25 protein-coding genes are annotated in these 23,252 nt (G+C 41.7%); 23 read left to right on the plus strand and 2 right to left on the minus strand.

The features are described 5' to 3' along the window. The first annotated feature begins 52 nt into the window (after positions 1 to 52). The 5 genes from KXQ82_RS02620 (at position 53) to KXQ82_RS02640 (ending at position 3,765) form a co-directional block, all read left to right on the plus strand. Complete coding sequence (locus KXQ82_RS02620) at positions 53 to 853, plus strand: shikimate dehydrogenase family protein (RefSeq protein ID WP_219486517.1); 801 nt, start codon at positions 53 to 55, stop codon at positions 851 to 853. Then, entirely contained in the window at positions 850 to 1,428 is a 579-nt protein-coding gene (gene gldD / locus KXQ82_RS02625) for a gliding motility lipoprotein GldD (protein WP_219486519.1), read from the plus strand. The genes KXQ82_RS02620 and gldD overlap by 4 nt, the downstream gene beginning before the upstream one ends. Positions 1,429 to 1,530: 102 nt before the next feature. Beyond that, complete coding sequence (locus tag KXQ82_RS02630) at positions 1,531 to 2,169, plus strand: MBL fold metallo-hydrolase (RefSeq protein WP_219486521.1); 639 nt, start codon at positions 1,531 to 1,533, stop codon at positions 2,167 to 2,169. 7 nt (positions 2,170 to 2,176) lie between these two features. Then, positions 2,177 to 3,391, plus strand: coding sequence for an FtsX-like permease family protein (locus tag KXQ82_RS02635; protein ID WP_219486523.1), 1,215 nt, complete (start codon positions 2,177 to 2,179; stop codon positions 3,389 to 3,391). 11 nt (positions 3,392 to 3,402) lie between these two features. Next, a complete protein-coding gene (locus KXQ82_RS02640) occupies positions 3,403 to 3,765 on the plus strand; it encodes a hypothetical protein (RefSeq protein WP_219486525.1) in 363 nt (120 codons plus the stop codon). 29 nt (positions 3,766 to 3,794) lie between these two features. Here KXQ82_RS02640 and KXQ82_RS02645 read toward each other — a convergent pair whose 3' ends face one another. Beyond that, positions 3,795 to 6,242, minus strand: a complete 2,448-nt coding sequence (locus KXQ82_RS02645; protein WP_219486527.1) for a DUF5686 and carboxypeptidase regulatory-like domain-containing protein — start codon at positions 6,240 to 6,242, stop codon at positions 3,795 to 3,797. Between the two features lie 129 nt (positions 6,243 to 6,371). On the opposite strand from KXQ82_RS02645, the gene KXQ82_RS02650 reads away from it, so the two are divergent. Continuing rightward, on the plus strand, positions 6,372 to 6,548 hold the full coding sequence (locus KXQ82_RS02650; RefSeq protein ID WP_219486529.1) for a hypothetical protein: 177 nt from the start codon (positions 6,372 to 6,374) through the stop codon (positions 6,546 to 6,548). Between the two features lies 1 nt (position 6,549). Here KXQ82_RS02650 and KXQ82_RS02655 read toward each other — a convergent pair whose 3' ends face one another. Beyond that, on the minus strand, positions 6,550 to 7,377 hold the full coding sequence (locus KXQ82_RS02655; RefSeq protein ID WP_219486531.1) for an N-acetylmuramoyl-L-alanine amidase: 828 nt from the start codon (positions 7,375 to 7,377) through the stop codon (positions 6,550 to 6,552). 69 nt (positions 7,378 to 7,446) lie between these two features. Between KXQ82_RS02655 and KXQ82_RS02660 the strand changes: the two genes are divergently transcribed. From KXQ82_RS02660 to KXQ82_RS02740, 17 genes are all read left to right on the plus strand, one after another. Continuing rightward, the gene (locus tag KXQ82_RS02660; protein ID WP_219486532.1) at positions 7,447 to 8,139 is read left to right on the plus strand and encodes a YjjG family noncanonical pyrimidine nucleotidase; all 693 of its coding nucleotides are present in this window, start codon (positions 7,447 to 7,449) and stop codon (positions 8,137 to 8,139) included. Further along, the gene (locus KXQ82_RS02665; protein ID WP_219486533.1) at positions 8,136 to 8,660 is read left to right on the plus strand and encodes a DinB family protein; all 525 of its coding nucleotides are present in this window, start codon (positions 8,136 to 8,138) and stop codon (positions 8,658 to 8,660) included. Before KXQ82_RS02660 ends, KXQ82_RS02665 begins: the two co-directional genes overlap by 4 nt. A 269-nt stretch (positions 8,661 to 8,929) precedes the next feature. Continuing rightward, the gene (locus tag KXQ82_RS02670; protein WP_219486534.1) at positions 8,930 to 9,784 is read left to right on the plus strand and encodes a UDP-2,3-diacylglucosamine diphosphatase; all 855 of its coding nucleotides are present in this window, start codon (positions 8,930 to 8,932) and stop codon (positions 9,782 to 9,784) included. 40 nt (positions 9,785 to 9,824) lie between these two features. Next, positions 9,825 to 10,808, plus strand: a complete 984-nt coding sequence (locus tag KXQ82_RS02675) for a glycosyltransferase family protein (protein ID WP_219486535.1) — start codon at positions 9,825 to 9,827, stop codon at positions 10,806 to 10,808. Between the two features lie 52 nt (positions 10,809 to 10,860). Then, positions 10,861 to 11,847, plus strand: coding sequence for a DUF6427 family protein (locus KXQ82_RS02680; RefSeq protein ID WP_219486536.1), 987 nt, complete (start codon positions 10,861 to 10,863; stop codon positions 11,845 to 11,847). A 45-nt stretch (positions 11,848 to 11,892) separates the two neighbouring features. Continuing rightward, on the plus strand, positions 11,893 to 12,585 hold the full coding sequence (gene purQ / locus KXQ82_RS02685) for a phosphoribosylformylglycinamidine synthase subunit PurQ (protein WP_219486537.1): 693 nt from the start codon (positions 11,893 to 11,895) through the stop codon (positions 12,583 to 12,585). Position 12,586: 1 nt separating this feature from the next. Then, on the plus strand, positions 12,587 to 13,330 hold the full coding sequence (locus KXQ82_RS02690; protein WP_219486538.1) for a type III pantothenate kinase: 744 nt from the start codon (positions 12,587 to 12,589) through the stop codon (positions 13,328 to 13,330). Beyond that, complete coding sequence (bamG, locus tag KXQ82_RS02695) at positions 13,323 to 14,651, plus strand: BamG family beta-barrel-assembly machinery protein (RefSeq protein WP_219486541.1); 1,329 nt, start codon at positions 13,323 to 13,325, stop codon at positions 14,649 to 14,651. The genes KXQ82_RS02690 and bamG overlap by 8 nt, the downstream gene beginning before the upstream one ends. A 9-nt stretch (positions 14,652 to 14,660) precedes the next feature. Next, a complete protein-coding gene (gene lptC / locus KXQ82_RS02700; protein ID WP_219486543.1) occupies positions 14,661 to 15,245 on the plus strand; it encodes an LPS export ABC transporter periplasmic protein LptC in 585 nt (194 codons plus the stop codon). A 113-nt stretch (positions 15,246 to 15,358) separates the two neighbouring features. Beyond that, complete coding sequence (locus KXQ82_RS02705) at positions 15,359 to 17,458, plus strand: peptidylprolyl isomerase (protein ID WP_219486545.1); 2,100 nt, start codon at positions 15,359 to 15,361, stop codon at positions 17,456 to 17,458. A gap of 72 nt (positions 17,459 to 17,530) precedes the next feature. After that, entirely contained in the window at positions 17,531 to 18,046 is a 516-nt protein-coding gene (locus KXQ82_RS02710; protein ID WP_219486546.1) for a DUF2480 family protein, read from the plus strand. Positions 18,047 to 18,076: 30 nt separating this feature from the next. Continuing rightward, positions 18,077 to 18,847, plus strand: a complete 771-nt coding sequence (locus KXQ82_RS02715; protein ID WP_219486548.1) for a DUF3108 domain-containing protein — start codon at positions 18,077 to 18,079, stop codon at positions 18,845 to 18,847. 5 nt (positions 18,848 to 18,852) lie between these two features. Further along, entirely contained in the window at positions 18,853 to 19,425 is a 573-nt protein-coding gene (locus tag KXQ82_RS02720) for a DUF3109 family protein (RefSeq protein WP_219486551.1), read from the plus strand. A gap of 79 nt (positions 19,426 to 19,504) precedes the next feature. Further along, positions 19,505 to 20,377, plus strand: coding sequence for a glucose-1-phosphate thymidylyltransferase RfbA (gene rfbA, locus KXQ82_RS02725; protein WP_219486552.1), 873 nt, complete (start codon positions 19,505 to 19,507; stop codon positions 20,375 to 20,377). A gap of 1 nt (position 20,378) precedes the next feature. Beyond that, positions 20,379 to 20,738, plus strand: a complete 360-nt coding sequence (locus tag KXQ82_RS02730; protein ID WP_219486553.1) for a Rossmann-fold NAD(P)-binding domain-containing protein — start codon at positions 20,379 to 20,381, stop codon at positions 20,736 to 20,738. Between the two features lie 57 nt (positions 20,739 to 20,795). Next, a complete protein-coding gene (locus KXQ82_RS02735; protein ID WP_219486554.1) occupies positions 20,796 to 21,365 on the plus strand; it encodes a thiamine pyrophosphokinase in 570 nt (189 codons plus the stop codon). Between the two features lie 69 nt (positions 21,366 to 21,434). Beyond that, a complete protein-coding gene (locus tag KXQ82_RS02740) occupies positions 21,435 to 23,249 on the plus strand; it encodes a M61 family metallopeptidase (RefSeq protein ID WP_219486555.1) in 1,815 nt (604 codons plus the stop codon). The last annotated feature ends 3 nt before the right edge of the window (positions 23,250 to 23,252 follow it).

Genomic DNA, 23,252 nt, shown 5'->3' on the forward strand with positions numbered 1-23,252 from the left:
GCACGTTAATGTTTTATAAGCGTTATTTATCGCTTGTTAATATGCAAATACAATGAAAAAATTCGGACTGATAGGATTCCCGCTTTCGCACTCTTTCTCCAAAAGGTACTTTACCACAAAATTTGAGAATGAAAAGATAGACGGACATAGCTATGAGCTTTTTTCGCTGGAAAATATTAAAGATTTTCCGAAACTGTTGGATGAGCACGAAGGTCTTTGCGGCATAAATGTAACAGTACCCCATAAGAAGAATATTATGCCTTACCTGGATTGGATCAGCCATGATGCCAAAGAGGTAGGTGCTGTAAATTGCATCCGTGTAACTTCCGAAAGCCCGGTACAGGCGGCCTTTGATGGTGAATTAGGTGTAAAGGGCCATAACTTTAAATTAGAAGGTTACAATACCGATATATACGGTTTCGAAGAATCGCTAAAACCGCTACTTACCAATGCGCATACAAAAGCATTGATATTAGGTAATGGCGGAGCAGCCTGCGCGGTAAAATACGTGCTTGGGCAATTGGATATTGAATACCAAATAGTAACCCGCAGGGCAGAGGAGGGCTGCATTTTATTTGGCCAGCTTACGCCCGAAATGGTAGCCGGGCATAAACTTATTGTAAATACCACACCGGTAGGTACAAGCCCCAATGTTGATGAATGCCCGCACATACCATATGAAGGTATTACGCCGGAGCATTTATTGTATGATTTGATCTACAACCCCGCGCAAACCCTGTTTCTAACAAAAGGTATTGAGCAGGGATGCATGACAAAGAACGGCTACCAGATGTTGGAGTTGCAGGCCGAAAGATCATGGGAGATTTGGACATCAAAAACCAAGCACCCATGAAAAACCTGGTATGCTGCTTAGTTATCATATTCTTATTTTCAGCTTGTGGTAACCGCGATTATTCGCCCAAGCCACGTGGATATTTCCGGATCAAATTTCCCGAAAAGGCCTACCGGGAGTATTCTGGCGGTTGCCCCTTTACTTTTGATTATCCCCAATACGCACGTGTAGTGCCTGATACCGAACGCTTTGTTAAACCTTGTTGGCTTAATGTACAATACCCTCAATTTAATGGCACGCTGCATTTAAGCTATGAGCATATTACATCCAAAAAACTTTTTGATGAGTTAATTGAAAAATCGCACACGCTGGCATTTAAACATACCATAAAAGCCAGCTCAATTGATGAAATGCGATTGATATATCCCGAAAAAAAGGTGTATGGTATTTATTATATTATTGATGGCAACGCGGCATCATCGGCCCAGTTTTTTTTAACGGATAGTACCAAAAACTTTTTACGCGTATCGCTTTATTTTAACAGTCCGCCACGGCTCGACTCGATACAGCCCGTACTCAATTTTGTAAAAAAGGATATGGACGTGATGATAAAAAGCTTTAAGTGGAAGAATTAATGAAGTCGGGAGTTCTGAGTCGAAAGTCTTGAGTCTTTTTAATCGTGTTTGACTTTAGACTACCGACTCAAGACTTTGGACTTAAAATCTTATTTTTGAAACATGCTGCAATTACAGATATTTCCCAATAATCCCTACCAGGAAAATACCTATATCCTTTTTGATGGTTCGGGTGATTGCGCCATCATTGATCCCGGTATGTATACTGCAGCCGAGCAAAACGTGGTGACGAACTTTATTAAAGCTAATGGCCTTAAGCCGGTTTTGCTACTTAATACCCATTGCCATATCGACCATGTTTTGGGTAACCATTTTGTTTTTGAACAATATGGCTTAAAGCCGCAATTTCACAAAGGTGAATTGGATGTGCTTACCGCCGTACCGGCTTATGCGCCACAAATGGGTATGCGCTATGAAGTATCGCCATTGCCCGATACGTTTCTACCCGAAACAGGCACCGTTACTTTAGGCAACAGTAAATTGGAATTAATATTTGCTCCCGGCCATTCGCCTGCACATTTGTGCTTTTATGCCCGTGAAGAGAATTTTTTGATAGGTGGCGATGTGCTGTTCAGGAACAGTATTGGCCGCACTGATCTGCCCGGTGGTAATTTTAAGCAGCTGATAGATAACATCGAACAGAAACTGTTTACCCTGCCTGATGACTGTGTTGTTTATCCCGGACACGGCCCCGAAACCACCATTGGTTACGAAAAGCAACATAACCCATTTTTAAATTAAGCTGATTTTGAATACTTCGGTTTACATAGCCAGGCGGTACCTGTTCTCGCGCAAAAGCACACATGCCATTAATATCATTTCGGGGATATCAACATTAGGTGTTTTTGTAGGCAGCGCGGCACTGATTATTATCCTTTCGGGATTTAATGGTATGGAAGACATTATTGTAAAAATGTACAATAACTTTACTCCACAGCTAAAAATTGAACCTAAACAGGGCAAAACCTTTAACCCTAATACCACATATTTTAACACGCTACATAAAAACAAAGCATTGGTGTCGTTTACTGAAGTATTGGAGGAGCATGCCCTGGTAAAATATGGCGACAGGCAGGTGATAAGTACTTTAAAGGGAGTTAGCGATGAATTTTTAAACAACAAAGCGTTAGATAGTACGCTTGATGGTGGCGCATTTGTACTTAAAAAGGATAAGCAGCCTTTTGCCGTGGTTGGCTCAATAGTTCAGGGTAATTTATCTGTTAATGTAAAAGATAGTTTTACCCCGCTACAAATTTTTACGCCAAGCCGGGCTAAGTCAGGTTCGGTTATCCCGATAGATGAGTTTAAATCGAGATTCATATATCCATCGGGATCGTTTACTATGCAACGTGATTTTGACGATCGCGTAATTACCCCACTCGACTTTGCCCGCGACCTGCTCGATCAGCCCGTAAACATATCAGCCATTGAGCTTAACTTTAAGCCCGGAACAGATATTGACGCCATACAGCATGAAATTAAGGATAATATAAACACCCAATTTACGGTGCATAACCGTTCTGAGCAAAATACCCTGTTGTATAAAATACTGCACCTCGAAAAAGCATCAACCTTTTTAATACTCGCGTTCATACTTATTATAGCAATATTTAATATAGTGGGTTCGTTAACTATGCTGGTAATGGATAAACAAAAAGATATTGCCATACTTGCCAGCCTTGGCGCGGCAGGCAGAGTAATACAAGGGATTTTTTTTGTGGAGGGTATGCTAATTACCTTATCGGGATGTATTGCAGGTATGGTTGTAGGCTTTATATTCAGCATTTTGCAAAAGTACTTTGGCATGATAAAAATGGATGTGGATATGCCTTTCCCGGTTCAGTTTAGGATTACCGATTTTTTATTGGTATTTTTAACTGTTACCGTAATAGGTAGCATTGCATCGGCCATTAGCGCCCGCATAAGTGTAAAAGGTTTAGACGAAATAAAACAGGATTTGTAAATTTGGAGCGCATGAAACTAAAATACCTTTTACCCGCCCTGTTAATTACCGCAGTTTTTGGTTGTAAACATAAAGATAAGCCGGCAACACCTGCGGTATACAAAGGGTTATACAGTTTTGGCCCCGAGGTAAAATCGTTTAAAGATTGCGAAACCGGCAGTGAGTTTTGGGCTACCGATAGCTCAGCAACGCTCGAACTACAATACTCGCAGCTAAATTTTGCCAAGCCTTATGAGCCAGTGTATGTTGAGGTTGAAGGCGATAAAGTTAAGGCATCAAAAGCCGATGGCCTGGATGCGCAATATGACAGCATATTGGTAGTGAAAAAGTTAGTTAAAATTACCAAGGTTATCCCGCCGGATATGTGTAATTAGTACGGATAGATATTTTCTCCCCTTTACAATTAAAAATTATACGTAAACCTGAAACCTTGTATCACAGGTATATCGCGGCCGTAGGCAAAGCCATAATCTAAACGAACAAAGCTACGTTTTAAACCCACATAATACTCTTTATAACCGGGCAAAAGCTGCTGCGTTAAAAAGGAGCCGCCTATTATTTCTTCAATGTTTAACTTGCGTATCAGCGGCAGCTTGTTTAAAAAGAAACCGGCAAAATTATGTTCGTAGTGCGCTTCAACATATTCTTTATCGGTACTGTAAGTATAAAAGTTGAGGAAGTGGAAACTGCCCAGGTCTGAGCTGAAAAAGAAACTCTGGCCACCGCTAAAATGTTTAAAATCGGGGTAGTACAAATTTTTGGTATCGAAAAACTTACCTGCCGATATAAAGTAAGAACCAAAACCATAAATGCCTGTTTTGATCTGATCCTGGAAAAAATCTACTGAAATAAAGTTGTAATCAATATCCGACCCTAACCAATTTAGTCCTTTACGGAAGTTGATACGCAAACGCGGATAACGTGTAGGCTCAATAAATTTGCCTTCGGGGTTAATGGTATATTGCTGGTTAAAAGTAAATGTTGCCGAGGCGCGGAGTGTAAGCGCCTGGTGATTAGGGAATAATGATGGATTATTAGGATCGATAGGGTTGTTTGATGTAAACTTTATGCTATCTTTTGTGAGCGCGAAATTGGTGGTATTATTAACCGATTCGCGATAAGCATATTCTATCTGCCCGTTCAGTAAAATACCATTATGTACCTCACCTTGCGCCCCTGCCATAGCAAAATCTGATTTGTACAGCTTAACGTAGTTATTACCCAGGAATAAACTGCTCAACGAGTTTAAAAACAAACTGATGGTGCCTGAATTGTTCAGATCGAGGAAATCAGAACCGAAACGTCCGTAAACTGCCGCTTGTTTTAATGGGTTATACCTGTAATTAATGGCCGTATTAAAGGTGAGTATCTTATCTGATGTACCGTACCTTAATTCGGGGTTAATGGTTAAGGTTTTACTGCGCTCATACTCTTTTTTAAATTCGGGCCGTAAATCGGTACTCCAGCCCTCAACGGTATTGTAAAAAAACATTTTTAACGGATCGGGTACGCTTACGGTTACTTTTTTATACGGATCGTGGTATTGGTATCCCTTTAAAAAGTATGGTATTACCCTGAATTTATTATTATTGCTTTTAACCGAATCGGTTATGGCTTTATTGCCCTTGTCTTTTTCGGCAGCATCAAACAGGCTATAATATCGCTTTTCATCAGGTAGCAAGGGAATGGCCCGGTTGGTATTCCAAAAAACAGAATCGCGTTTATTGGTTTCTTTTCCTACCTCAAAAACTTCGCCGTTAAAAAAGTTAGGTTTAAAATTTGGTTCGGTATCGTAATTGTTGGCTACGCCTAAAAAATAGCCAACATATTTAAAGCCCAGTATTTTCCCGGTAAAGTTAAAGTTTACAGATAGTGGCATCCAAATGCTATCCTTAACGGGGATGTATTGCTCCTGTATATTCAGTGTATCCACAAAATCTATTTGCGCGCGTTTGTATAAATGAAGGTCAACACCGTACAAGCGCCAGTCTTTTTCAACAATATAAATTACACCATGAAAAACATGTTCGTTTTCGTGCCTCGGTTCAACCTGTAGTACATCAATGGTTTTATCATCATCGGTAAAACGCTCAAGCAGGGTATATTTATAAAACCGCAAAGCATTATCGGCAATTGGCGATACATACTGTCTATTGCTCAAACCATCCCACGATAGCAGGTTAGCGTACATATTGATCTGCATATCGGTAGCGCGGTTAAAATTAAAAGGATTGTCGCCCCCGGCACGTTTAAGCCCCTGCATTACCTCTTTTACCTTGCCCGGGTTTTTATAATTGAATTGCGATATCGATTCGAACAGGCTGATAATGCCGCGTCGCTGCGGATCGAGGTTAAGCACTTTGGCCACATCTTCCTTTAAAAAGGTTTGCGGGGCATTCAGTAACTTTTGAACAGCTTTAAGATATATCTGGCAGGAGTATTCGTTTACCTGGTCATGATAAAATTTGCGTTTAGCAATTACCTTGCGCATAATGATGGTGGCGCTGTCCAATTCAGTATCCTGTGGTAAAAAAGTTTCGAGTGTGTAGTTTTCAGGTTCGAGGGTAATGTTCAACTTCGCATTCTTATTATGCACTGTAACATCGCCTGTTTGCTGCTGATAGCTGATAAACCTGAACACTACCGTATAGCTGCCGTTGGGTACTTTTAACTGATAAAAACCATGCTCATTTGCAATGGTACCATTACTGGTGCCATGAATATAAACCGGAACAAAGGGAATAGGGTGATCGCGGTTATCGGTAACAACACCCTCAATAATATGTTCCTGTGCGCTGGCAGCGTTACAGCATATAAATGTTAGTAATAAAAACGCTGCAATTAACCGCATATAGAGCAGTGAGATACTGGTGTGATCATAAAAATATAAAGCCGCGGCATTATTTCCAAATAGATTTAAACGCTCAATTATTGCAGAACGGTATCAATATCAGGCTATTTTTTTAATTTCACGGCCTCAATGAAAAAAATACACTACTTACTGCTCGGTTTAATAACCATTTCATTAAGCAGTTGTTTTGCTTCTGTTTTAGGTTCGGCTATCAGATTAGGATTTAAAATGGGCGTTTACTCAATCCTGATATTGTTCGGGCTGCTATGCTGGGTAATTATAAAGCGCGGTAAAAAGAAACGGTAGCTTAATATTTGCGATATAGATTATACAGCACATCCATTTCGGGCCCCGAAAACTGCGGGTCGATATTGGTTTGGATAAAGTGCCTTTTAAAAGCGATGATGGCCGATTTAAGGTCGCTGGTATCATAACCTACAATGCGCAGCGCCATTATAATATCCATATCATCAGGGCAGGGTATCAGCGTATCATCATACCATAAACCGAAGCCTTTTTTAGCCAGTGTTTTCCATGGGAAATACACGCCGGGATCCTGCTTGCGCGGCGGGGCAATATCCGAGTGGCCTATAAAATTTGCCGTAGGGATATTGTAAGCCTTTTTCAATTTGGTTAATAAAGCCAGCAGGCTGTTTATTTGAGCTGGGGCAAAGGGCTCCTCACTGGTATTATCCAGTTCAATACCTATTGATGAGCTGTTTACATCAGTATTGTTGCCCCATTTGGCCACACCGGCATGCCATGCGCGCAGGTAATCATTCAGCATGTGGTATATTTTGCCATCGCGGCCAATAACGTAGTGCGCGCTTACCTCTCTTTTGGGATCGGTAAAAGCAGTAAGGGTTTCTTGGGCTGTTTTTTGTGCGGTATAATGAATGATGACATAGTTAGGTTTACGTAAACCAAAATTTACGGTACCCACCCAGTCTGACGGTATTACCGCCGCTGCCGAATCTGTTAAAGTAACCGGCTCGGTTAACCGGATGGTTTTGGTTAGGGCTTTAGCTTGCTTACGGTATTTTTTATTAGTAATATCATAAGGAGTACGGGCACACGAGGTGATGGTAAGGATAATGGCAACAAACAAACAGGTTTTGCAGAGATAGCATTTCATTGACCTAAAGATAATAATTAAACACATAAATTTGCCCTGCACATAAACAAACACATCTTCCATCAACAAATGAAATACCGCCACATCTTTTTTGATCTTGACCACACCATTTGGGACTTTGATAAAAATGCTGAAGAAACCTTACAGGAATTATTTGTTACCTACAAACTTGCAGCATTGGGCTTAAACTCAGCCGATGCTTTTATAGAAACCTATACCCGCAACAACCACCAGCTTTGGGCTGACTACCATGTGGGCAAGATCAGCAAAGAAACCCTGCGCGAAACACGCTTTAAAAAAACATTCTTGGATATGGGTTTAAGCCCGGAGCTGATTCCCCTGCAGTTTGAAGATGATTACGTTACGCTTTGCCCCACAAAAAACAACCTTTTTCCTGATGCGCACGCCACTTTGGAATACCTGTATAATAAATACCCCCTGCACCTGATATCAAACGGCTTTTTGGAATCAACAGAAATGAAGATCGGTAAAACCGATTTAGGTAAGTATTTTCAAAATGTTATCATATCCGAAGTTGTAGGCGTTAATAAACCCGATAAAGCAATTTTTGAGCATGCACTTAATTTGGCAGGCGCGGTAAAAGAGGAAAGCATTATGATAGGAGATAGTATTGAGGCCGACATACGCGGCGCATTAAACTTTGGTATGGATGCCATTTATTTTAACCCGGCCGGGTTACCCAAACCCGGTGATGTGCCTTTACAAATAACTCATTTAAATGAGTTAACTTTGATATTATGAGCATAGCCGCCGATAAAAAGAATATTGAAAATACCCTGCTTGTTTACCGGCAAAAACTTGACCAAATACCCGACGACCAGTTTAATGTTACCCCGCCCGGCGGTGGCTGGAGCTATGCCGAAGTGTATTCGCATATTATGCAGGCAACCGTTGCCTCATTTATCGCGGTAGAAAAATGTAGCAACGGCACAGGTAAAACAGATACAAAGCGCATTAACTGGCTGGCATGGTTGGTTTTGGTAGCCGGTGTTTTTCCGGGTACTAAGTTTAAAGCGCCGGCATCCATTGCCGGTATGGTAGCCGATATCAGCAAAGAAGATGCCCGCAACCTCATCATTAAAGTAAAAAAACGGCTGGACGAAGTAATTCCCAACATATCAGGTTCATCCGCGTTTTGTAAATTGAAACATCCCCGTTTTGGTATGCTTAACGCTAAGCAATGGCTTCGCTTTACCGGCATCCATTTAACGCACCATATTAAACAACTTAAACGCATCGAAAAAAAATTTCAGAAACGTTAAACATTTAACAATTAACGTTGTCTTAATATTCAGATAATCTATTAGTTGGATATTTGCATTTAATACAGATGAATACAGAGTTAGTACATGTTTTTGAAGTGGGTTTGTTTTTGCTTGCACTTGGTGCATTTTACCTCAGCCCCTTTGAATTGAGCGTTAATGAGGACGAAGACGACGAGTAAAAACAGAGCACGCTGCCACAATTTAACCGGCTTAAATAGCCGTACCGCAAGGCTCACCTTCAAAAACTGCAAATCCCCCGTAACCTTATGGTAAAGCGCGAAGTAGATATTGCGGTAATAAGCGATGTGCATTTAGGCACATACGGCTGCCAGGCAAAAGAGCTTTTAAAATACCTGAAAAGCATAAAACCCAAAATTCTGATCCTGAACGGCGATATTATTGATATATGGCAGTTCAGTAAATCATACTGGCCTGAGGCACACATGAAAGTTGTGCGCCGCATACTCAAGTTTGTTACCGATGGTATTCCCGTTTATTACCTTACCGGCAACCACGATGAAATGTTGCGTAAATTTGCCGATTTTGACCTGGGCAGCTTTAAGCTCATGAACAAAGTATTGCTTAACATTGATGGTAAAAAGGCCTGGATATTTCACGGCGATATTTTTGATGTAACCATGCAGCACTCCAAATGGCTGGCAAAACTTGGTGCTGTTGGGTACGATACGCTGATCATCATTAACAGTATGGTAAATAAGGTGCTTACCGCAATGGGCAAACCCAAAATGAGCTTTTCGCAAAAAATAAAGGGCAGGGTAAAAGAAGCCGTTAAATTTATTAACCATTTTGAACAAACCGCCGCTGATCTGGCGATTGATAAAGGGTACGATTATGTGATATGCGGGCACATACACCACTCCGAAATACGCGAGATAAAACACTCGGATGATACAGGTTCGGTACTATATCTTAACTCGGGCGACTGGGTAGAAAGTTTAACCGCACTTGAATATATGAACGGTAAATGGGGTATATATAAGTATGATGCCGAGCAGTTTAAAACTGAGGCTGAAGACGACGATAAGACCGATGCTGAGGATCTTGACGCTAAGATGAATGTTATTGACCTGTTAGCACGCTTTAAGCAGGAAACCCACTAAAAGATATGCCCTAAGTGGTTATATTTGCTAAATAACATTTATGAAAATACTTTACGCTATACAAGGAACAGGCAACGGGCACATTAGCCGTGCACGCGAAATCGTTCCGCTGCTGCAAAAGTATGGCGAGCTTGACCTGGTAATTAGTGGCACCGAGGCCGAAATGAAATTACCGCAAGCGGTTAAGTATACTTTTCATGGTTTTAGCTTTGTTTTTGGCAATAAGGGCGGTGTTGATAAATGGGCCACTTACAAGCTGATGGACCTGAAGCAGCTTTGGAAGGATATGCATGCCATCCCGCTAAAGGAATACGACCTGATCATTAACGATTTTGAGCCTGTTACCGCATGGGCGTGCAAGCTGCAAAAGATAGAGTCTGTTTCGCTAAGCCATCAATGTTCCTTCGTATCGAAAAAAACACCACGGCCACGCTGGAGCGTAGCCGAGTTATTATTGAAATACTACGCGCCGACAAACCATTGTATCGGTTTCCATTTCGACAGGTATGATACCTTTATCAATACCCCGGTCATACGCAGTGAGATACGTAACCTCGAACCTAAAAACTTAGGGCATTATACCGTTTACCTGCCTGCCTATGATGACAGGACGCTGGTGAAATACCTGTCGCAGATAAATGTGCCCTGGCAGATATTTTCAAAAAGACAAAAAAAGGCTTATACCGAAGGCAACGTACAGGTAAGCCCGGTAAACAACGAAGCCTTTAATTTAAGCGTTGCCAATTGCGAAGGCTTGCTTACAGGCGGCGGCTTTGAAGGCCCCGCCGAGGCATTGTTCCTGCAAAAGAAATTGATGATGGTACCCATGGCCTACCAGTATGAGCAGGAATGTAATGCTCTTGCCGCATCAAAGTTAGGTGTACCCGTTATTAACGAGATAAATGATAGCTGTATACCTAAAATTCGCGAATGGGTAGAGAGCAGCCACCGTGTTAAAGTAAACTTCCCCGACGAAACCGCCGCCATTATTGATGATATGGTGCACAGGTATGCAAGGAAATAAATTGCCTGTCGGTAGTTTTTAGTAATATTGCACCGCTATTTAACAGACTTACATGATAAACGCTTTCAGGGCGCTTAACCCGCTTAATATACTATGGCTTGCTGTATTTTGTATTGCCCTGCGCCTCGGCTATATGGTGCAGATGCCTGCGCATATCGAGTTTGTTTTTGTTGAATCGTTTACCAGGAGCATTATACCCATCTCTATCGAGAGCGCTTTAACACCTATTCTTAACGTTTTTATAGCGGCCATACTGGTATATGCCCAGGCCATATGGCTCAACCAAATGGTAAACAAATATAACCTGTTGGGTAAACCCACTTTTTTACCGGCCTTAATGTACATTACCGTATCGGCCTTGCTGGTGCCTTTTTTGGTGATGAGCCCGCCGCTTATTTGTAATTTTTTGGTGCTGCTGATGATAGATAAGCTGCTCAGCTTTTATAAAGATGAAAATGCCAAAGCCACGGCTTTTGATCTGGGTATGATCGTAGGGATTGGTACACTCATCTATTTCCCCTACATCTACATGTTTTTAACGGTTTGGATAGGTTTGATCATTTTCAGGGCGTTTAACTGGCGCGAGTGGGCAGGGGTATTGGTGGGCTTTGTTACCGTGTTTTTCTTTTTGGCGGTATATTACTTCTGGAACAACCGTATCGAGCAGTTTTATGCCATATGGTTGCCACTGGGCCATAGTTTTCCTAACCAGATCAGATTTAACTACTATAATTACCTGATGCTGATACCCGTTATTGTTATTTTTGGTTTGGGGTTCATCAGCTTAAGGCAAAACTACTTTAAAAGCTATGTCCAGATCCGCAAAGCATTCCAGATGATCAGTATTGTTTTTGTTGTAGCGGCCTTGTCGTTTTACGTAAAAACAAACTTCAGGGTAAGCCATTTTTTATTGTGCGCTATACCCGCAGCCATCATATTTGCTTACTATTTTTTGTATGCAAGCACACGCTGGTTTTATGAAATATTGTACGCTATACTTATCGCAGGCATCATTTATTTTCAGTTTAACACTTTTTAACTTTTAGTTTCGCTGATATATGGCATCTTGTGTTAGTTTTGTAGCATGAAATTTGGCGTAGTTATTTTCCCGGGTTCCAATTGCGATGAAGACATCATACATGTATTGGAAAAAATTATGGGCCAGCAGGTTGTTCGCCTGTGGCATAAAGACCATGATCTGCAAAATGTTGATTTTGTAATTCTACCCGGCGGGTTCTCCTTCGGCGATTATTTACGTTCTGGCGCTATCGCGCGTTTTTCGCCCATTATGCAAGAGGTAATTCAATTTGCAGCAAGGGGCGGTTACGTATGGGGTATTTGTAACGGTTTCCAGATACTGGCCGAAGCCGGTTTGGTACCGGGAGCATTACTGCATAACCAAAGCCGTAAATTCATCTGCAATAACATTTACCTTAAAGCTCAAACCCAAAACTCGTTGCTTACCGCGCAGGTTGATCCGGCAAAGGCATTAAAAATCCCTATCGCACATGGCGAGGGTAATTACTTTATTAATGCTGATGGTTTAAAAGCCTTGAATGATAACGATCAGGTATTGTTCCGCTATTGCGATGCAGCAGGCAACATCACTGTCGAAGCTAACCCTAACGGAGCTTTGGATAATATTGCAGGTGTTTGTAATGCGGGCCGTAATGTGTTTGGTATGATGCCGCACCCTGAGCGCGCAGCCGATTCGCTTTTAGCTAACCAGGATGGCGTTGCCATTTTTGAATCGATATTATCGCTTGTAAAAGCCTGATATGGCTAACCTGGTTATCGATATTGGCAACTCATACATTAAAACAGCAATATTCAGCTTTGATGCGATAACGTGGATACAGAGCCACACCAGTATTGATGAGCAAAGGATAAGTGAAATTTTAGCTGATCATAAACCTGAAAAAGCAATTGTATCATCGGTAAAAAAACATGCTGAAAGCTGGGAGGCGGCTATCAGCAAACAAATACCGCTCATAAAGTTTAATAACAGCATGGGCAAAATGGTTAAAAACCATTACCGCACGCCGCATACTTTAGGAGCCGACAGGCTTGCAGCAGTAATAGGGGCCTATACTACTTATCCCGGCAAGGCAAACCTGGTTATTGATGCCGGTACCTGTATTACGTATGATGGTATTGATGCCGGTGCCAATTATTACGGAGGCAGTATATCACCGGGGCTAACAATGCGGTACAAGGCATTGAACCATTATACCGATGGTTTACCTGTAATTGATGCCGATACTGCATTTATTGATGATACGGGATACGATACAGCCACCGCCATACGTTCGGGAGTACAAAGCGGGATGAAATTTGAGATACTGGGGTTTATACAAAGCTATTTTGCCAAACACCCTGATACTAACGTGATACTAACCGGGGGCGACTCGATTTTTTTTGATACTCTATTGAAAAATAGCATCTTTGCCCCTCATATAAAAATTGAACCTCATTTGGTTCTTAAAGGATTAAACGCAGTTATACAACACCATAATGATTAAGTACATCAGGGTTTTTATTATAATTATATTATCGGTTACAGCATTTGGTGCATTTGCTCAAAGTTCGGCTACTACAAGCTCTCCATATTCACAATTTGGCATTGGCGATTATAATGACCCTACATTACCGCAATTGCGTGCTATGGGTGGCATTGGTACCGGGGTGGCACGCAGCACCGATGGTCTGAGCTTTATCAATATGGCTAACCCTGCAGCGTACAGCAGTATTAATTTAACTACTATTGATATTGGCGCGTTTGCAAATATTGTTAGCTTGAGCAGAACAGGTTTTGGCTCCGAAACAAGCAATAACTTTAGGTTGGGCCATATTGCCTTCGCGGTACCTACCAGTAAACACTCTGCAATAAGTTTTGGTTTAATGCCTTATACCAACCTGGGTTACAGCTACAGGCAAACCAACAAAATACCATTAAACAGGGCACCTGTTGGTATTGATACCACTACAGTTGAAGATAACGTATACTCCGGCGAAGGTGGTTTTTCAAAGGCATACCTTGGCTATGGCATTGGTTTTGGCAACTTTAGCATAGGCGCAAATGTTGCCTACATTTTTGGTAAAGAAAAACTGTTAAGGCAAACAGAATACCCGCAATTGCCTGCTGCATTCTCAACGGCAATAGAGAACAGCGTAAGTGTTGGAGGTGTTAGCTATGATTATGGTGTACAATATAACTTTAAACTGAGCGAAGTAAGCAGATTTACAGTAGGCTACTCAGGCTCGGCAGGTACAGACCTGAGCACTACCAACAATTTTGTAGTAAGCCACTACCTTATCAACTCAGACGGTTCGCACTCTTCGGCTATTGATAGTACCCGTTACCAGCAAAATGAAAGTAAACTAACCTTACCCACCATGCACAGGTTTGGCATATCATACTCAAAAGATCTGAAATATATGATCGGGGCTGATTTTAAAATGGGCCAATGGTCGGATTTGAGAGTAAACGGTGCTAACGCGGGTTTACAAAATAACCAAAGCTTTGCTGTGGGCGGTCAAATTACCCCTAATATTAACTCATTATCAAGTTATTGGGCAGTAGTTGATTACCGTTTAGGTTTTAACTATGATAATACTTACATCACAACTAATGGTGTAAACATTAAACAATATGCAGCCACAATTGGTTTTGGCTTACCAATACCCAACCAAAGCCGCACAAACTATTACAAGGTTAACATAGCTGCCGAGTTTGGCCAACGTGGTACCCTTGATAAAAGTTTAATAAAAGAAAGCTTCATCAATATCCACTTAGGCTTTGTTATTAACGAAAAGTGGTTCCAGAAGTATAAATTTGATTAATTACCCCCTATGCTGATGCAGGCAAAATGGTTCGCTCATTATTTTTTGCCGGTAATGCTGATAGCAGCTTTGCTATTGCCCGCCTGCGAAAATGATTTGAACCAGGTAAAAAAAATATCGCAGCAGGAAGCCAATAATAAAATTGACAGCTCAAAAGTTGTTGATATCATTTACAGCGATTCGGCTAAAGTTAAGGCGCGGGTTTTAACGCCTTTGCTGCTTACTTTTAATACGGTTACACCACCTTATCATGTAATGCCTAAAGGCGTTAAGATCTATTTTTATGACGGTAAATCGCCTGAGCCATCAAGCACCGTGGTGGGCGATTCGGCCATTACAAAAAATGGCGATAAAATAATCGAGCTGCACGGCAATGTGGTAGTGAGCAATGCAAAAGGGGATACCTTTAAATCGAACGAGTTGATTTGGGATCAGTTAAAAAAGATACTCTACTCACACCAGCGCTGGCAGTTAAATAAAGCCGATGGTACCATGCTTAACGGTATGAATTTTCAGAGCAATGAAACTTTTACCAACAAAACCGGCGATGATGGCAACGGCGTAATTGTAACTAAAGAAGGCGTTGGAAATTGATTTTGCAGCAGGTTAGCTTACAGTAAATTACACTATTTAAAATAGTGTTATAAATTTTTATCAAAAGTTGTATCTTGCGCCTCTTTTTGAAATAAATATAATATAGATATAGTATGGCAGTAATGGGTTTTTTACGCGATAGGGGCGGTAAAATAGTAGCAATTACTATTGGTCTTTCGCTTTTTGCGTTTATAGTTGGTGAAGTTATGCACTCGGGCAGCTCGTTTTTTAGGGATAGCGCAGCCAATGTTGGCGAGGTTGACGGAGAAAAAATTACAACAGTTGATTTTAACAAAAAGGTTGAGATAAATACTCAAAACTTTAAGCAGCAATCCGGGCAAACCAATATCAATGCCCAAATTACTAATTACATACAGGCAACTACCTGGAATCAGATCATCAGTAAAACTATCCTTGATAAAGAGATTGACAAGTTAGGTTTAGCCATTGGTTTGAATGAAACAAAATCAATGATAAGTGGCCCTACGCCTAACCAACAAATTGTGCAGGCATTTACAAACCAGCAAACCGGCCAGTTTGATAAAGACCAGTTAAACACTTTTCTGCATAACCTGGAAAGCGCTAAAGCGAACGATCCTATAAAAGATAAATGGAATGATTTTGTTGCCCAGATGCAGGAAGCTAAAAAAGGTGAGAAATATTTAAACCTGGTAAAAAACGGTTTATATGTTAACAGCCTTGATGCTAAAGACGACTATGAAAACAAAAACAAGCTGGCAAACTTTAAATATACCGGCCTGGATTACGCATCAATACCTGATAACAAGGTAACCCTTACCGATAATGATTATCAAAACTATTATGATGAGCATAAAAACGAGTTTAAAACCAAAGAAGAATTAAGAAGTTTTGATTACGTTGTTTTTGATGCATCGCCAACGCAGGAAGACTCTGCCGTTGTTAAAGAGCAGGTTGCTAAATTATTGCCTGATTTTAAAGCCAGCACAAATGATTCGCTTTTTGTTGCGATAAATGCGGATACAAAAGCACCACTGGTATTCCAGAAAAAAGGACAGCTTGAACCTAAATTAGATACTTTAATGTTTAATGCCGCTCCGGGTTTTATTTACGGTCCGTATTTTTCTAATGGCGCTTTCAAATTAGCTAAATTGGTTGATTCACGCATTGGTCCTGATTCGGTTAAGGCCCGCCATATTTTATTGGCTCCGGGTACACCGTTAAAAACAGCCGATTCATTAAAAACATTATTAGCAAGCGGCAAAAAAACCTTTGCAGAACTGGCTACAGCCAATTCGATGGATAAAGGTTCGGCAGCAAAAGGTGGCGATCTGGGCACCTTTGGCCGTGGCGCTATGATACCAGTATTTGAAGACGCGGTATTTAACGGCCATAAAGGCGATATTAAAATTGTACAATCGCAATATGGTATCCACATTATTGAAATACAAGAGCAAAAAGGTTCATCAAAAGTTGTTAAGGTAGCCGTGGTTGATAAACCATTAACCCCAAGCAGCAAAACTGAAACTGCTGCTCACTCAAAAGCACAGCAATTCTTAGCATCGTTAACCAAAGGTAATTTTGATGCCGAGGTTAAAAAAGAAGGCTTGGTTAAGAAAACTGCTGCCGATGTTTCGGGAGTTGCAGGCTCATTGCCGGGCTTAGATAATACCCGCGACCTTGTACGCTGGGCATTTAACAAAGCCAGCGTAGGCGATTTTACCGATGAGGTGTACGAATCGGGCTACCAAGGGATTGTTGCAGTATTAACCGAAGTTAAACCTGTAGGTGTACTATCGCTTGATGCGGTTAAAAAACAAATTAAACCTGCTGTATTAAACAAAGTAAAAGCAAAACAACTTTCGGATAAATTAGCGGCAGCATTGAATGGTGCAGGCTCTATTGACCAGGTTGCCCAGAAAGCCGGAACTACAGTAATGCCGGTACAAAATGTTGTATTTGCAAATCCGGTAATACCGGGCGCTTCGCAAGAGAATAAACTGATAGGTGCTATCTTCGGCTCAAAGCCAAATAAATTATCAAAACCTGTTGAAGGTGAAAAAGGGGTTTTTGTTTACGTAGTTGATGGTTTTACAACCCCGACACCGTTAAATAACTCATTACGCCAAAAAGAACAATTAGGCCAGGCCATTGTACAACGTGCCGAAGGTGGTGTGTTAGAAGCGCTGAAAGATAAGGCGAATGTCAAAGATTACCGCGCCAAGGTGCTTTAAGGAATATAATACATAACTTTACATCCGGAAAGGGCAATTAAACCTTTTCCGGATTTTTTAGTTTATAGAGCAATGGATATTCAGGAAGTTATAGTTAATAAAGTAGCGCAAAGCGGCCTGGTAAGTTTAGATCCCGCAAGTTTTTATCCGGAAGGCGAACGTGTTATTTATGATATAAAAGACAATCTTTTTCATGGCCTTATTTTGCGCGAAAAGGATTTCAGGGATTTTGTTAAGGAGCACGATTGGGCACAATACCAGGGTAAAAATGTAGGAATTACCTGCACAGCCGATGCTATTGTACCAACCTGGGCATATATGCTTTTGGCAAATCGTATGACACCTTTTGCCCGGGAGATCGTCTTTGGTGATATGGCTACTCTTGAGACCGTATTATTCGAAAAGGCGCTGGCTGGTTTAGATGTAGAACAATACCGTAACCAGCGCATCGTTATAAAGGGATGTGGCGATGTAGAGGTACCCGCCTCTGCATATGTTGAGTTAACCAGGAAACTTACACCGGTAGTAAAAAGCCTGATGTTTGGCGAACCCTGCTCAACTGTACCCATATATAAAAAGAAAGAATAAAATTGGATTACTTTTTGTAATAAGTGCTGTATGAAATTTACCTATCTAACCCTAATACTGGCACTTATCAGTATAACCTCCTATTCGCAAGAGCTGGTTAAAGACCTGCAGGCACCATTTCAGCCGGGAGAGCACCTGCACTATAAGTTACATTATGGCCTTTTTACAGCTGCAGAAGCCGACCTCCGTTTGGAAGATTCGCCTGTAAAATTTGATGGTAAGGCTGCTTACCACATTATAGCTGATGGAAAAACCAACGGCACTTTCGATTTTTTTTATAAAGTGCGTAACCGGTATGAGTCGTTCTTAGATATAAACACTTTGTTGCCTTACCAGTACAAAGAAAATCGCCGCGAAGGTAAATACAGGCACACCGATGATATTACCTTTGATCATGATAATAATAAAATAACGGCATCAAAAGGTGTTTACCCTTTCACCGGGCAGATATTTGATTTCCCTTCGGCCTATTATTTTGCGCGTTGCCTGGATATGTCGAGGATAAAGGTTGGCGATAAGCTGGTGTTCCATTACTTTTTAGAAGATAAGATAGAAACGCTTACAATAACTTACTTGGGCAAAGAAGTTGCAGAATGTAGCCTGGGTAAATTTGAATGTTTAAAATTTACACCATCAATTATTCCCGGAAGTATTTTCAGAAAGGATAGTAAGTTTTACCTTTGGGTAACTAACGATAAGAACAGGATACCTATAAGGGCACAGGCCGAAGTAATATTGGGAAGCCTTACCATGGAGCTGTCTGATGCGAAAGGCTTAAAATACCCCTTAAACAAGCAATAATATAAATGATCGAAGTTCAGCATACATTAGTGCACGAAGATGTAGTTAAAGAGAATTTTGTATGCAACCTCAATAAATGCAAAGGTGCCTGCTGCCTTGAGGGGGATTCGGGTGCGCCGCTTGAAGCCGCTGAGCTGGATATTTTGAATGAGATATATCCAAAAGTAAAACCTTACATGACAGCCAAAGGCATCGCTACCATTGAAAAAGTAGGTACCTATGTTAAAGATTTTGAAGGCGACCTGACCACCCCATGTGTTGATGTAAACAAAGAATGTGCTTACGTAATATGGGAGAATGGCATTACCAAATGTGCTATTGAAAAAGCTTATGAGCAAGGCGATATTGCCTGGCAAAAACCTATATCCTGCCATTTATATCCCATCCGCATTACGGCATATCCTGAGTTTGATGTGCTGAATTACGACAGGTGGAGCATTTGTAGCCCCGCATGCAGCTTTGGTGATGAATTGCAGGTGCGAGTGCATGAATTTTTAAAAGGCCCGCTGATCAGGAAATACGGCGAGGAATGGTATGCTGAGTTAGAAAACCAGGTAGCCAGTCCACCGGAGGGTTAACTATTTTTTCTTTCCATTATACAACTACAAACTATTTATTAATAATATTGTACCTGTATTCAACTAAAACAAATACACTTTGAAAGGAATTATATTAGCCGGCGGATCGGGCACCAGGTTGCACCCGCTAACTTTGGCGGTAAGTAAACAATTGATGCCTGTTTACGATAAGCCGATGATCTATTACCCGCTGTCTGTTTTAATGCTGGCAGGTATAAAAGAAGTATTGATCATCTCAACCCCGCACGATTTGCCCCACTTTAAAAAGCTGCTTGGCGACGGCGCAAGCTTAGGCTGTAAGTTTGAATATGCCGTACAGGCCGAACCAAATGGTTTAGCGCAAGCTTTTGTTATTGGTGCCGATTTTATAGGTACTGATAAAGTAGCGTTAATATTGGGCGATAATATTTTCCACGGCGATGGGCTTTCGAACCTGTTGCAGCAAAGTAACGATCCACAAGGCGGAATGGTATTTGCCTACCAGGTAAGTGACCCGGAGCGTTATGGCGTGGTGGAATTTGATGTGAATAACCAGGCAATATCTATAGAAGAAAAACCTGTTGAGCCAAAATCAGATTACGCGGTGCCGGGATTGTATTTTTACGATAACTCGGTAGTTGAGATAGCCAAAAACATTAAACCATCGCCGCGTGGCGAATACGAAATAACTGATGTAAACAAAGAATACCTGCGTCAGGGTAAACTAAAAGTAGGAATATTGAGCCGTGGTACAGCCTGGTTAGATACCGGTACTTTTGCATCGTTAATGCAGGCAGGGCAATTTGTACAGGTAATTGAAGAACGCCAGGGTCTTAAAATTGGATGTATTGAAGAGATCGCCTATCGCATGGGCTTTATTGACGACGCTCAGTTAGAAAGCATTGCCAAGCCATTGGTAAAAAGCGGCTATGGCCAGTACCTGCTTAAACTGCTAAAAAAAAGAAAGAAGTAAATTGGTTGATGTTGCCGATATAACTGCCAATATTGCCCGTGTTGCCTTGGGCAGGCAAGTATGTGTGTATATACCCGACCTTTCGGCCGAAAGTGGTTATGCCGCTGATATGACGGCTGTTTTAAAAGTAGTTCGGCAAGATGGTGTAGTATCCGGAACGGCTATGGTGGAAGAATCTGTTAGCCTGCGCGAGTTTGTGCGGCAATGTTTTTACGAACTTGGTATTACCATTGAGTTTAGCGGCAAAGGCCTGTACGAAAAAGGTGTTATTATTGATACCGACGAAGATACCATAAACGCCATGTGCCTGGATACTGATATCTTTAGGTTTGGCGAAACAGTGGTAAGGGTAAAGGTATAGGCGGATAGCCCTTTATACCGATCAACCAATGAACTAATCACCCAATAAACCAATTCAATGTCATCACATCACATCGTTCGCGAAAAGCAGGAACCGGCCCTGTTGGTTTTAGGTTTAGCCAACTTTACTGATGAATTGCTGGGCCAGCTGTTGGAGTGGAGCCCTACTGTTATGGTTACCGCGGATACTGCAGAGCAACTTAATGCGATGGGGATAAAAGTTGATGTAGTGATAGAAGGGGATAATGCCGAACTGCAATCAGACATTAAAACCATCCCGGCAAAGGGCGATAGCCTTGCCGTAGCAGCGTTACAATACCTTATAGGCAATAAATACCCGGCGGTTAATATAATTACTGATGAGTTTGCTGTGGGTGACTATTTGCCTTACATCAGCAATATTAATATTGTGATATACCATAAGGGGCAAAAAATATACCCTGTACATAACGGTTTCAGCAAATGGAAACCTGCAGGGGAGACGATAAACGTATTAAACAATACGGGCAGGCTTAACGTAACCGGCTTGGATCCCATCAACGAAAGCGAATACACTACCACCCACGATGGTTTTTTTACCCTGCAGTTTGATGCTCCTTTTTTGCTGATCAGCGAAAGTATCCTGTAAAGCTTATCCAAACAATCTTTGGCAGTAAGGGCTATTTTTTATAAATTGAGCCATCTTACAACATTAACTATGAAAAAGCTTATCCCGGGCATATTGTTGCTGCTTGCCGCGACTTGCAGCTTTGCACAAAAGCCCATCTTTTACGAAATAACTTTCCCGAATGCTGCCCACCATGAGGCCGAGATCAGGATGACGATACCTGAATCGCCGTCAGGGACGATCAGGGTGCGCATGAGCCGCTCATCTGCCGGTAGATATGCTACACACGAATTTGGTAAGAATATTTATAATGTACGTGCTTATGGCGCAGATAGCAGCAAGCTGGATATTAAACAGGTTGAAGGTGATGTATACGAGATAAAAACCCATGAGGCGACAGTTAAAATAAGCTATACCCTTTATGCTAACTATGTTGACGGTACCTACTCAGGCATTGATGAAAGCCATGCACACCTCAATATGCCTGCTACCTTTATGTGGGCCCCTGGTTTAGAGGGTAGGGCAGTTAGGTTCCAGTTTAGCGATATTGACGCTCACGGCTGGAAGGTAGCTACGCAATTGAAACATGAGGGCGCTACCATTTACAGTGCGCCTAACCTGCAATATATGATGGATAGCCCTACCGAACTTTCTAATTTTAAACAAAGCACCTGGACGGTAGTAAATACTGATGGTAAAACAGAAAAGATCATACTAAGCACCCACTCTGACGATGCACAGAGCGTGGTGGATGGTTATGCCAAAATGGTACAGAAAATGGTATTGGAAGAGAAAGCTGTTTTTGGCGAATTGCCTGCGTATGATTACGGAGAGTATACTTTTCTGCAGGATGTTTACCCCACAAACTCGGGCGATGGGATGGAACACCGCAACTCTACCTGTATTGTTACTACGGGCGATAAGGTGGCCGGGAACGAAACAAGGTTGTTGAGCACATTCGCGCATGAGTTTTTTCATAGCTGGAATGTGAAACGTATACGGCCTAAAAGTTTGGAGCCCTTTAACTTTGAGCATGCCGATATGAGCGGCGAGCTTTGGTTTGCCGAAGGCTTTACGCAATATTATGGAGAGCTGATGCTTGTACGCGCGGGCCTCCATGCCCCGGCGGAGTATACGCGTATCTTAAGCGGTTTAGTAAACAGTGTGTTGAACAGCCCCGGCGCGGCAAAATACTCGCCAATACAAATGAGCAATTACGCGGTATTTGCTGATGCAGGTGTATCTATCGATCCGACAAACCAGGCTAATATTTTTACATCATACTATTATTACGGCGGCGCTACCGCCCTGGCGCTGGATCTGCGCCTGCGCAGCGAGTTTAACCTTACACTTGATGATTACATGCGCCAGGTTTGGCTTGACTGGGGCAAGCCTTACATCCCGTACACGGTAGCCGATCTGGAAAAATCGTTAGCCAAGGTAACAAAGAGCAAGGTTTTTGCCTATGAGTTTTTTAAGAAATACATATACGGTTTTGAAAAAAACAACTATAAAGACTTGCTGGCTAAGGCAGGATATATTTTACGTAAATCGCAGGATGGTAAGGCATATTTAGGTTTGCGTATAGATGTGGTGGGCGGCAAGCTTGTTGTACTGTCAAACTCGTTAATAGGTACAGCAGGTTACAGGGCGGGCTTAGATAAAGGCGATGTAATATTAAAAGCCGATGGCGCCCCGCTTACAGATGCATCATCATTAAATACCTTAGTGGCGGGCAAAAAACCGGGCGACAAGATCACGCTAACTTACCATAACCGCAGCGGCGACCATGATGGTGTTGTAGTGCTGGACGAAAATCCATTCCTTGAAGTCGTATCTGCAGAAACTTTAACTGCCGAGCAGCAAACATTTCGTAACAATTGGTTGTCATCAAAAGTAAAGTAACAA

Source organism: Mucilaginibacter rivuli (genome assembly GCF_019391655.1).
GTDB lineage: Bacteria > Bacteroidota > Bacteroidia > Sphingobacteriales > Sphingobacteriaceae > Mucilaginibacter > Mucilaginibacter rivuli.

Coding starts and splice junctions, on each gene's coding strand:
- KXQ82_RS02620 (WP_219486517.1), top strand. CDS start 53: ATGAAAAAATTCGGACTGATAGGATTCCCGCTTTCGCACTCTTTCTCC.
- gldD (WP_219486519.1), top strand. CDS start 850: ATGAAAAACCTGGTATGCTGCTTAGTTATCATATTCTTATTTTCAGCT.
- KXQ82_RS02630 (WP_219486521.1), top strand. CDS start 1,531: ATGCTGCAATTACAGATATTTCCCAATAATCCCTACCAGGAAAATACC.
- KXQ82_RS02640 (WP_219486525.1), top strand. CDS start 3,403: ATGAAACTAAAATACCTTTTACCCGCCCTGTTAATTACCGCAGTTTTT.
- KXQ82_RS02645 (WP_219486527.1), bottom strand. CDS start 6,242: ATGCGGTTAATTGCAGCGTTTTTATTACTAACATTTATATGCTGTAAC.
- KXQ82_RS02650 (WP_219486529.1), top strand. CDS start 6,372: ATGAAAAAAATACACTACTTACTGCTCGGTTTAATAACCATTTCATTA.
- KXQ82_RS02655 (WP_219486531.1), bottom strand. CDS start 7,377: ATGAAATGCTATCTCTGCAAAACCTGTTTGTTTGTTGCCATTATCCTT.
- KXQ82_RS02660 (WP_219486532.1), top strand. CDS start 7,447: ATGAAATACCGCCACATCTTTTTTGATCTTGACCACACCATTTGGGAC.
- KXQ82_RS02665 (WP_219486533.1), top strand. CDS start 8,136: ATGAGCATAGCCGCCGATAAAAAGAATATTGAAAATACCCTGCTTGTT.
- KXQ82_RS02670 (WP_219486534.1), top strand. CDS start 8,930: ATGGTAAAGCGCGAAGTAGATATTGCGGTAATAAGCGATGTGCATTTA.
- KXQ82_RS02675 (WP_219486535.1), top strand. CDS start 9,825: ATGAAAATACTTTACGCTATACAAGGAACAGGCAACGGGCACATTAGC.
- KXQ82_RS02680 (WP_219486536.1), top strand. CDS start 10,861: ATGATAAACGCTTTCAGGGCGCTTAACCCGCTTAATATACTATGGCTT.
- purQ (WP_219486537.1), top strand. CDS start 11,893: ATGAAATTTGGCGTAGTTATTTTCCCGGGTTCCAATTGCGATGAAGAC.
- KXQ82_RS02690 (WP_219486538.1), top strand. CDS start 12,587: ATGGCTAACCTGGTTATCGATATTGGCAACTCATACATTAAAACAGCA.
- bamG (WP_219486541.1), top strand. CDS start 13,323: ATGATTAAGTACATCAGGGTTTTTATTATAATTATATTATCGGTTACA.
- lptC (WP_219486543.1), top strand. CDS start 14,661: ATGCTGATGCAGGCAAAATGGTTCGCTCATTATTTTTTGCCGGTAATG.
- KXQ82_RS02705 (WP_219486545.1), top strand. CDS start 15,359: ATGGCAGTAATGGGTTTTTTACGCGATAGGGGCGGTAAAATAGTAGCA.
- KXQ82_RS02710 (WP_219486546.1), top strand. CDS start 17,531: ATGGATATTCAGGAAGTTATAGTTAATAAAGTAGCGCAAAGCGGCCTG.
- KXQ82_RS02715 (WP_219486548.1), top strand. CDS start 18,077: ATGAAATTTACCTATCTAACCCTAATACTGGCACTTATCAGTATAACC.
- KXQ82_RS02720 (WP_219486551.1), top strand. CDS start 18,853: ATGATCGAAGTTCAGCATACATTAGTGCACGAAGATGTAGTTAAAGAG.
- KXQ82_RS02735 (WP_219486554.1), top strand. CDS start 20,796: ATGTCATCACATCACATCGTTCGCGAAAAGCAGGAACCGGCCCTGTTG.
- KXQ82_RS02740 (WP_219486555.1), top strand. CDS start 21,435: ATGAAAAAGCTTATCCCGGGCATATTGTTGCTGCTTGCCGCGACTTGC.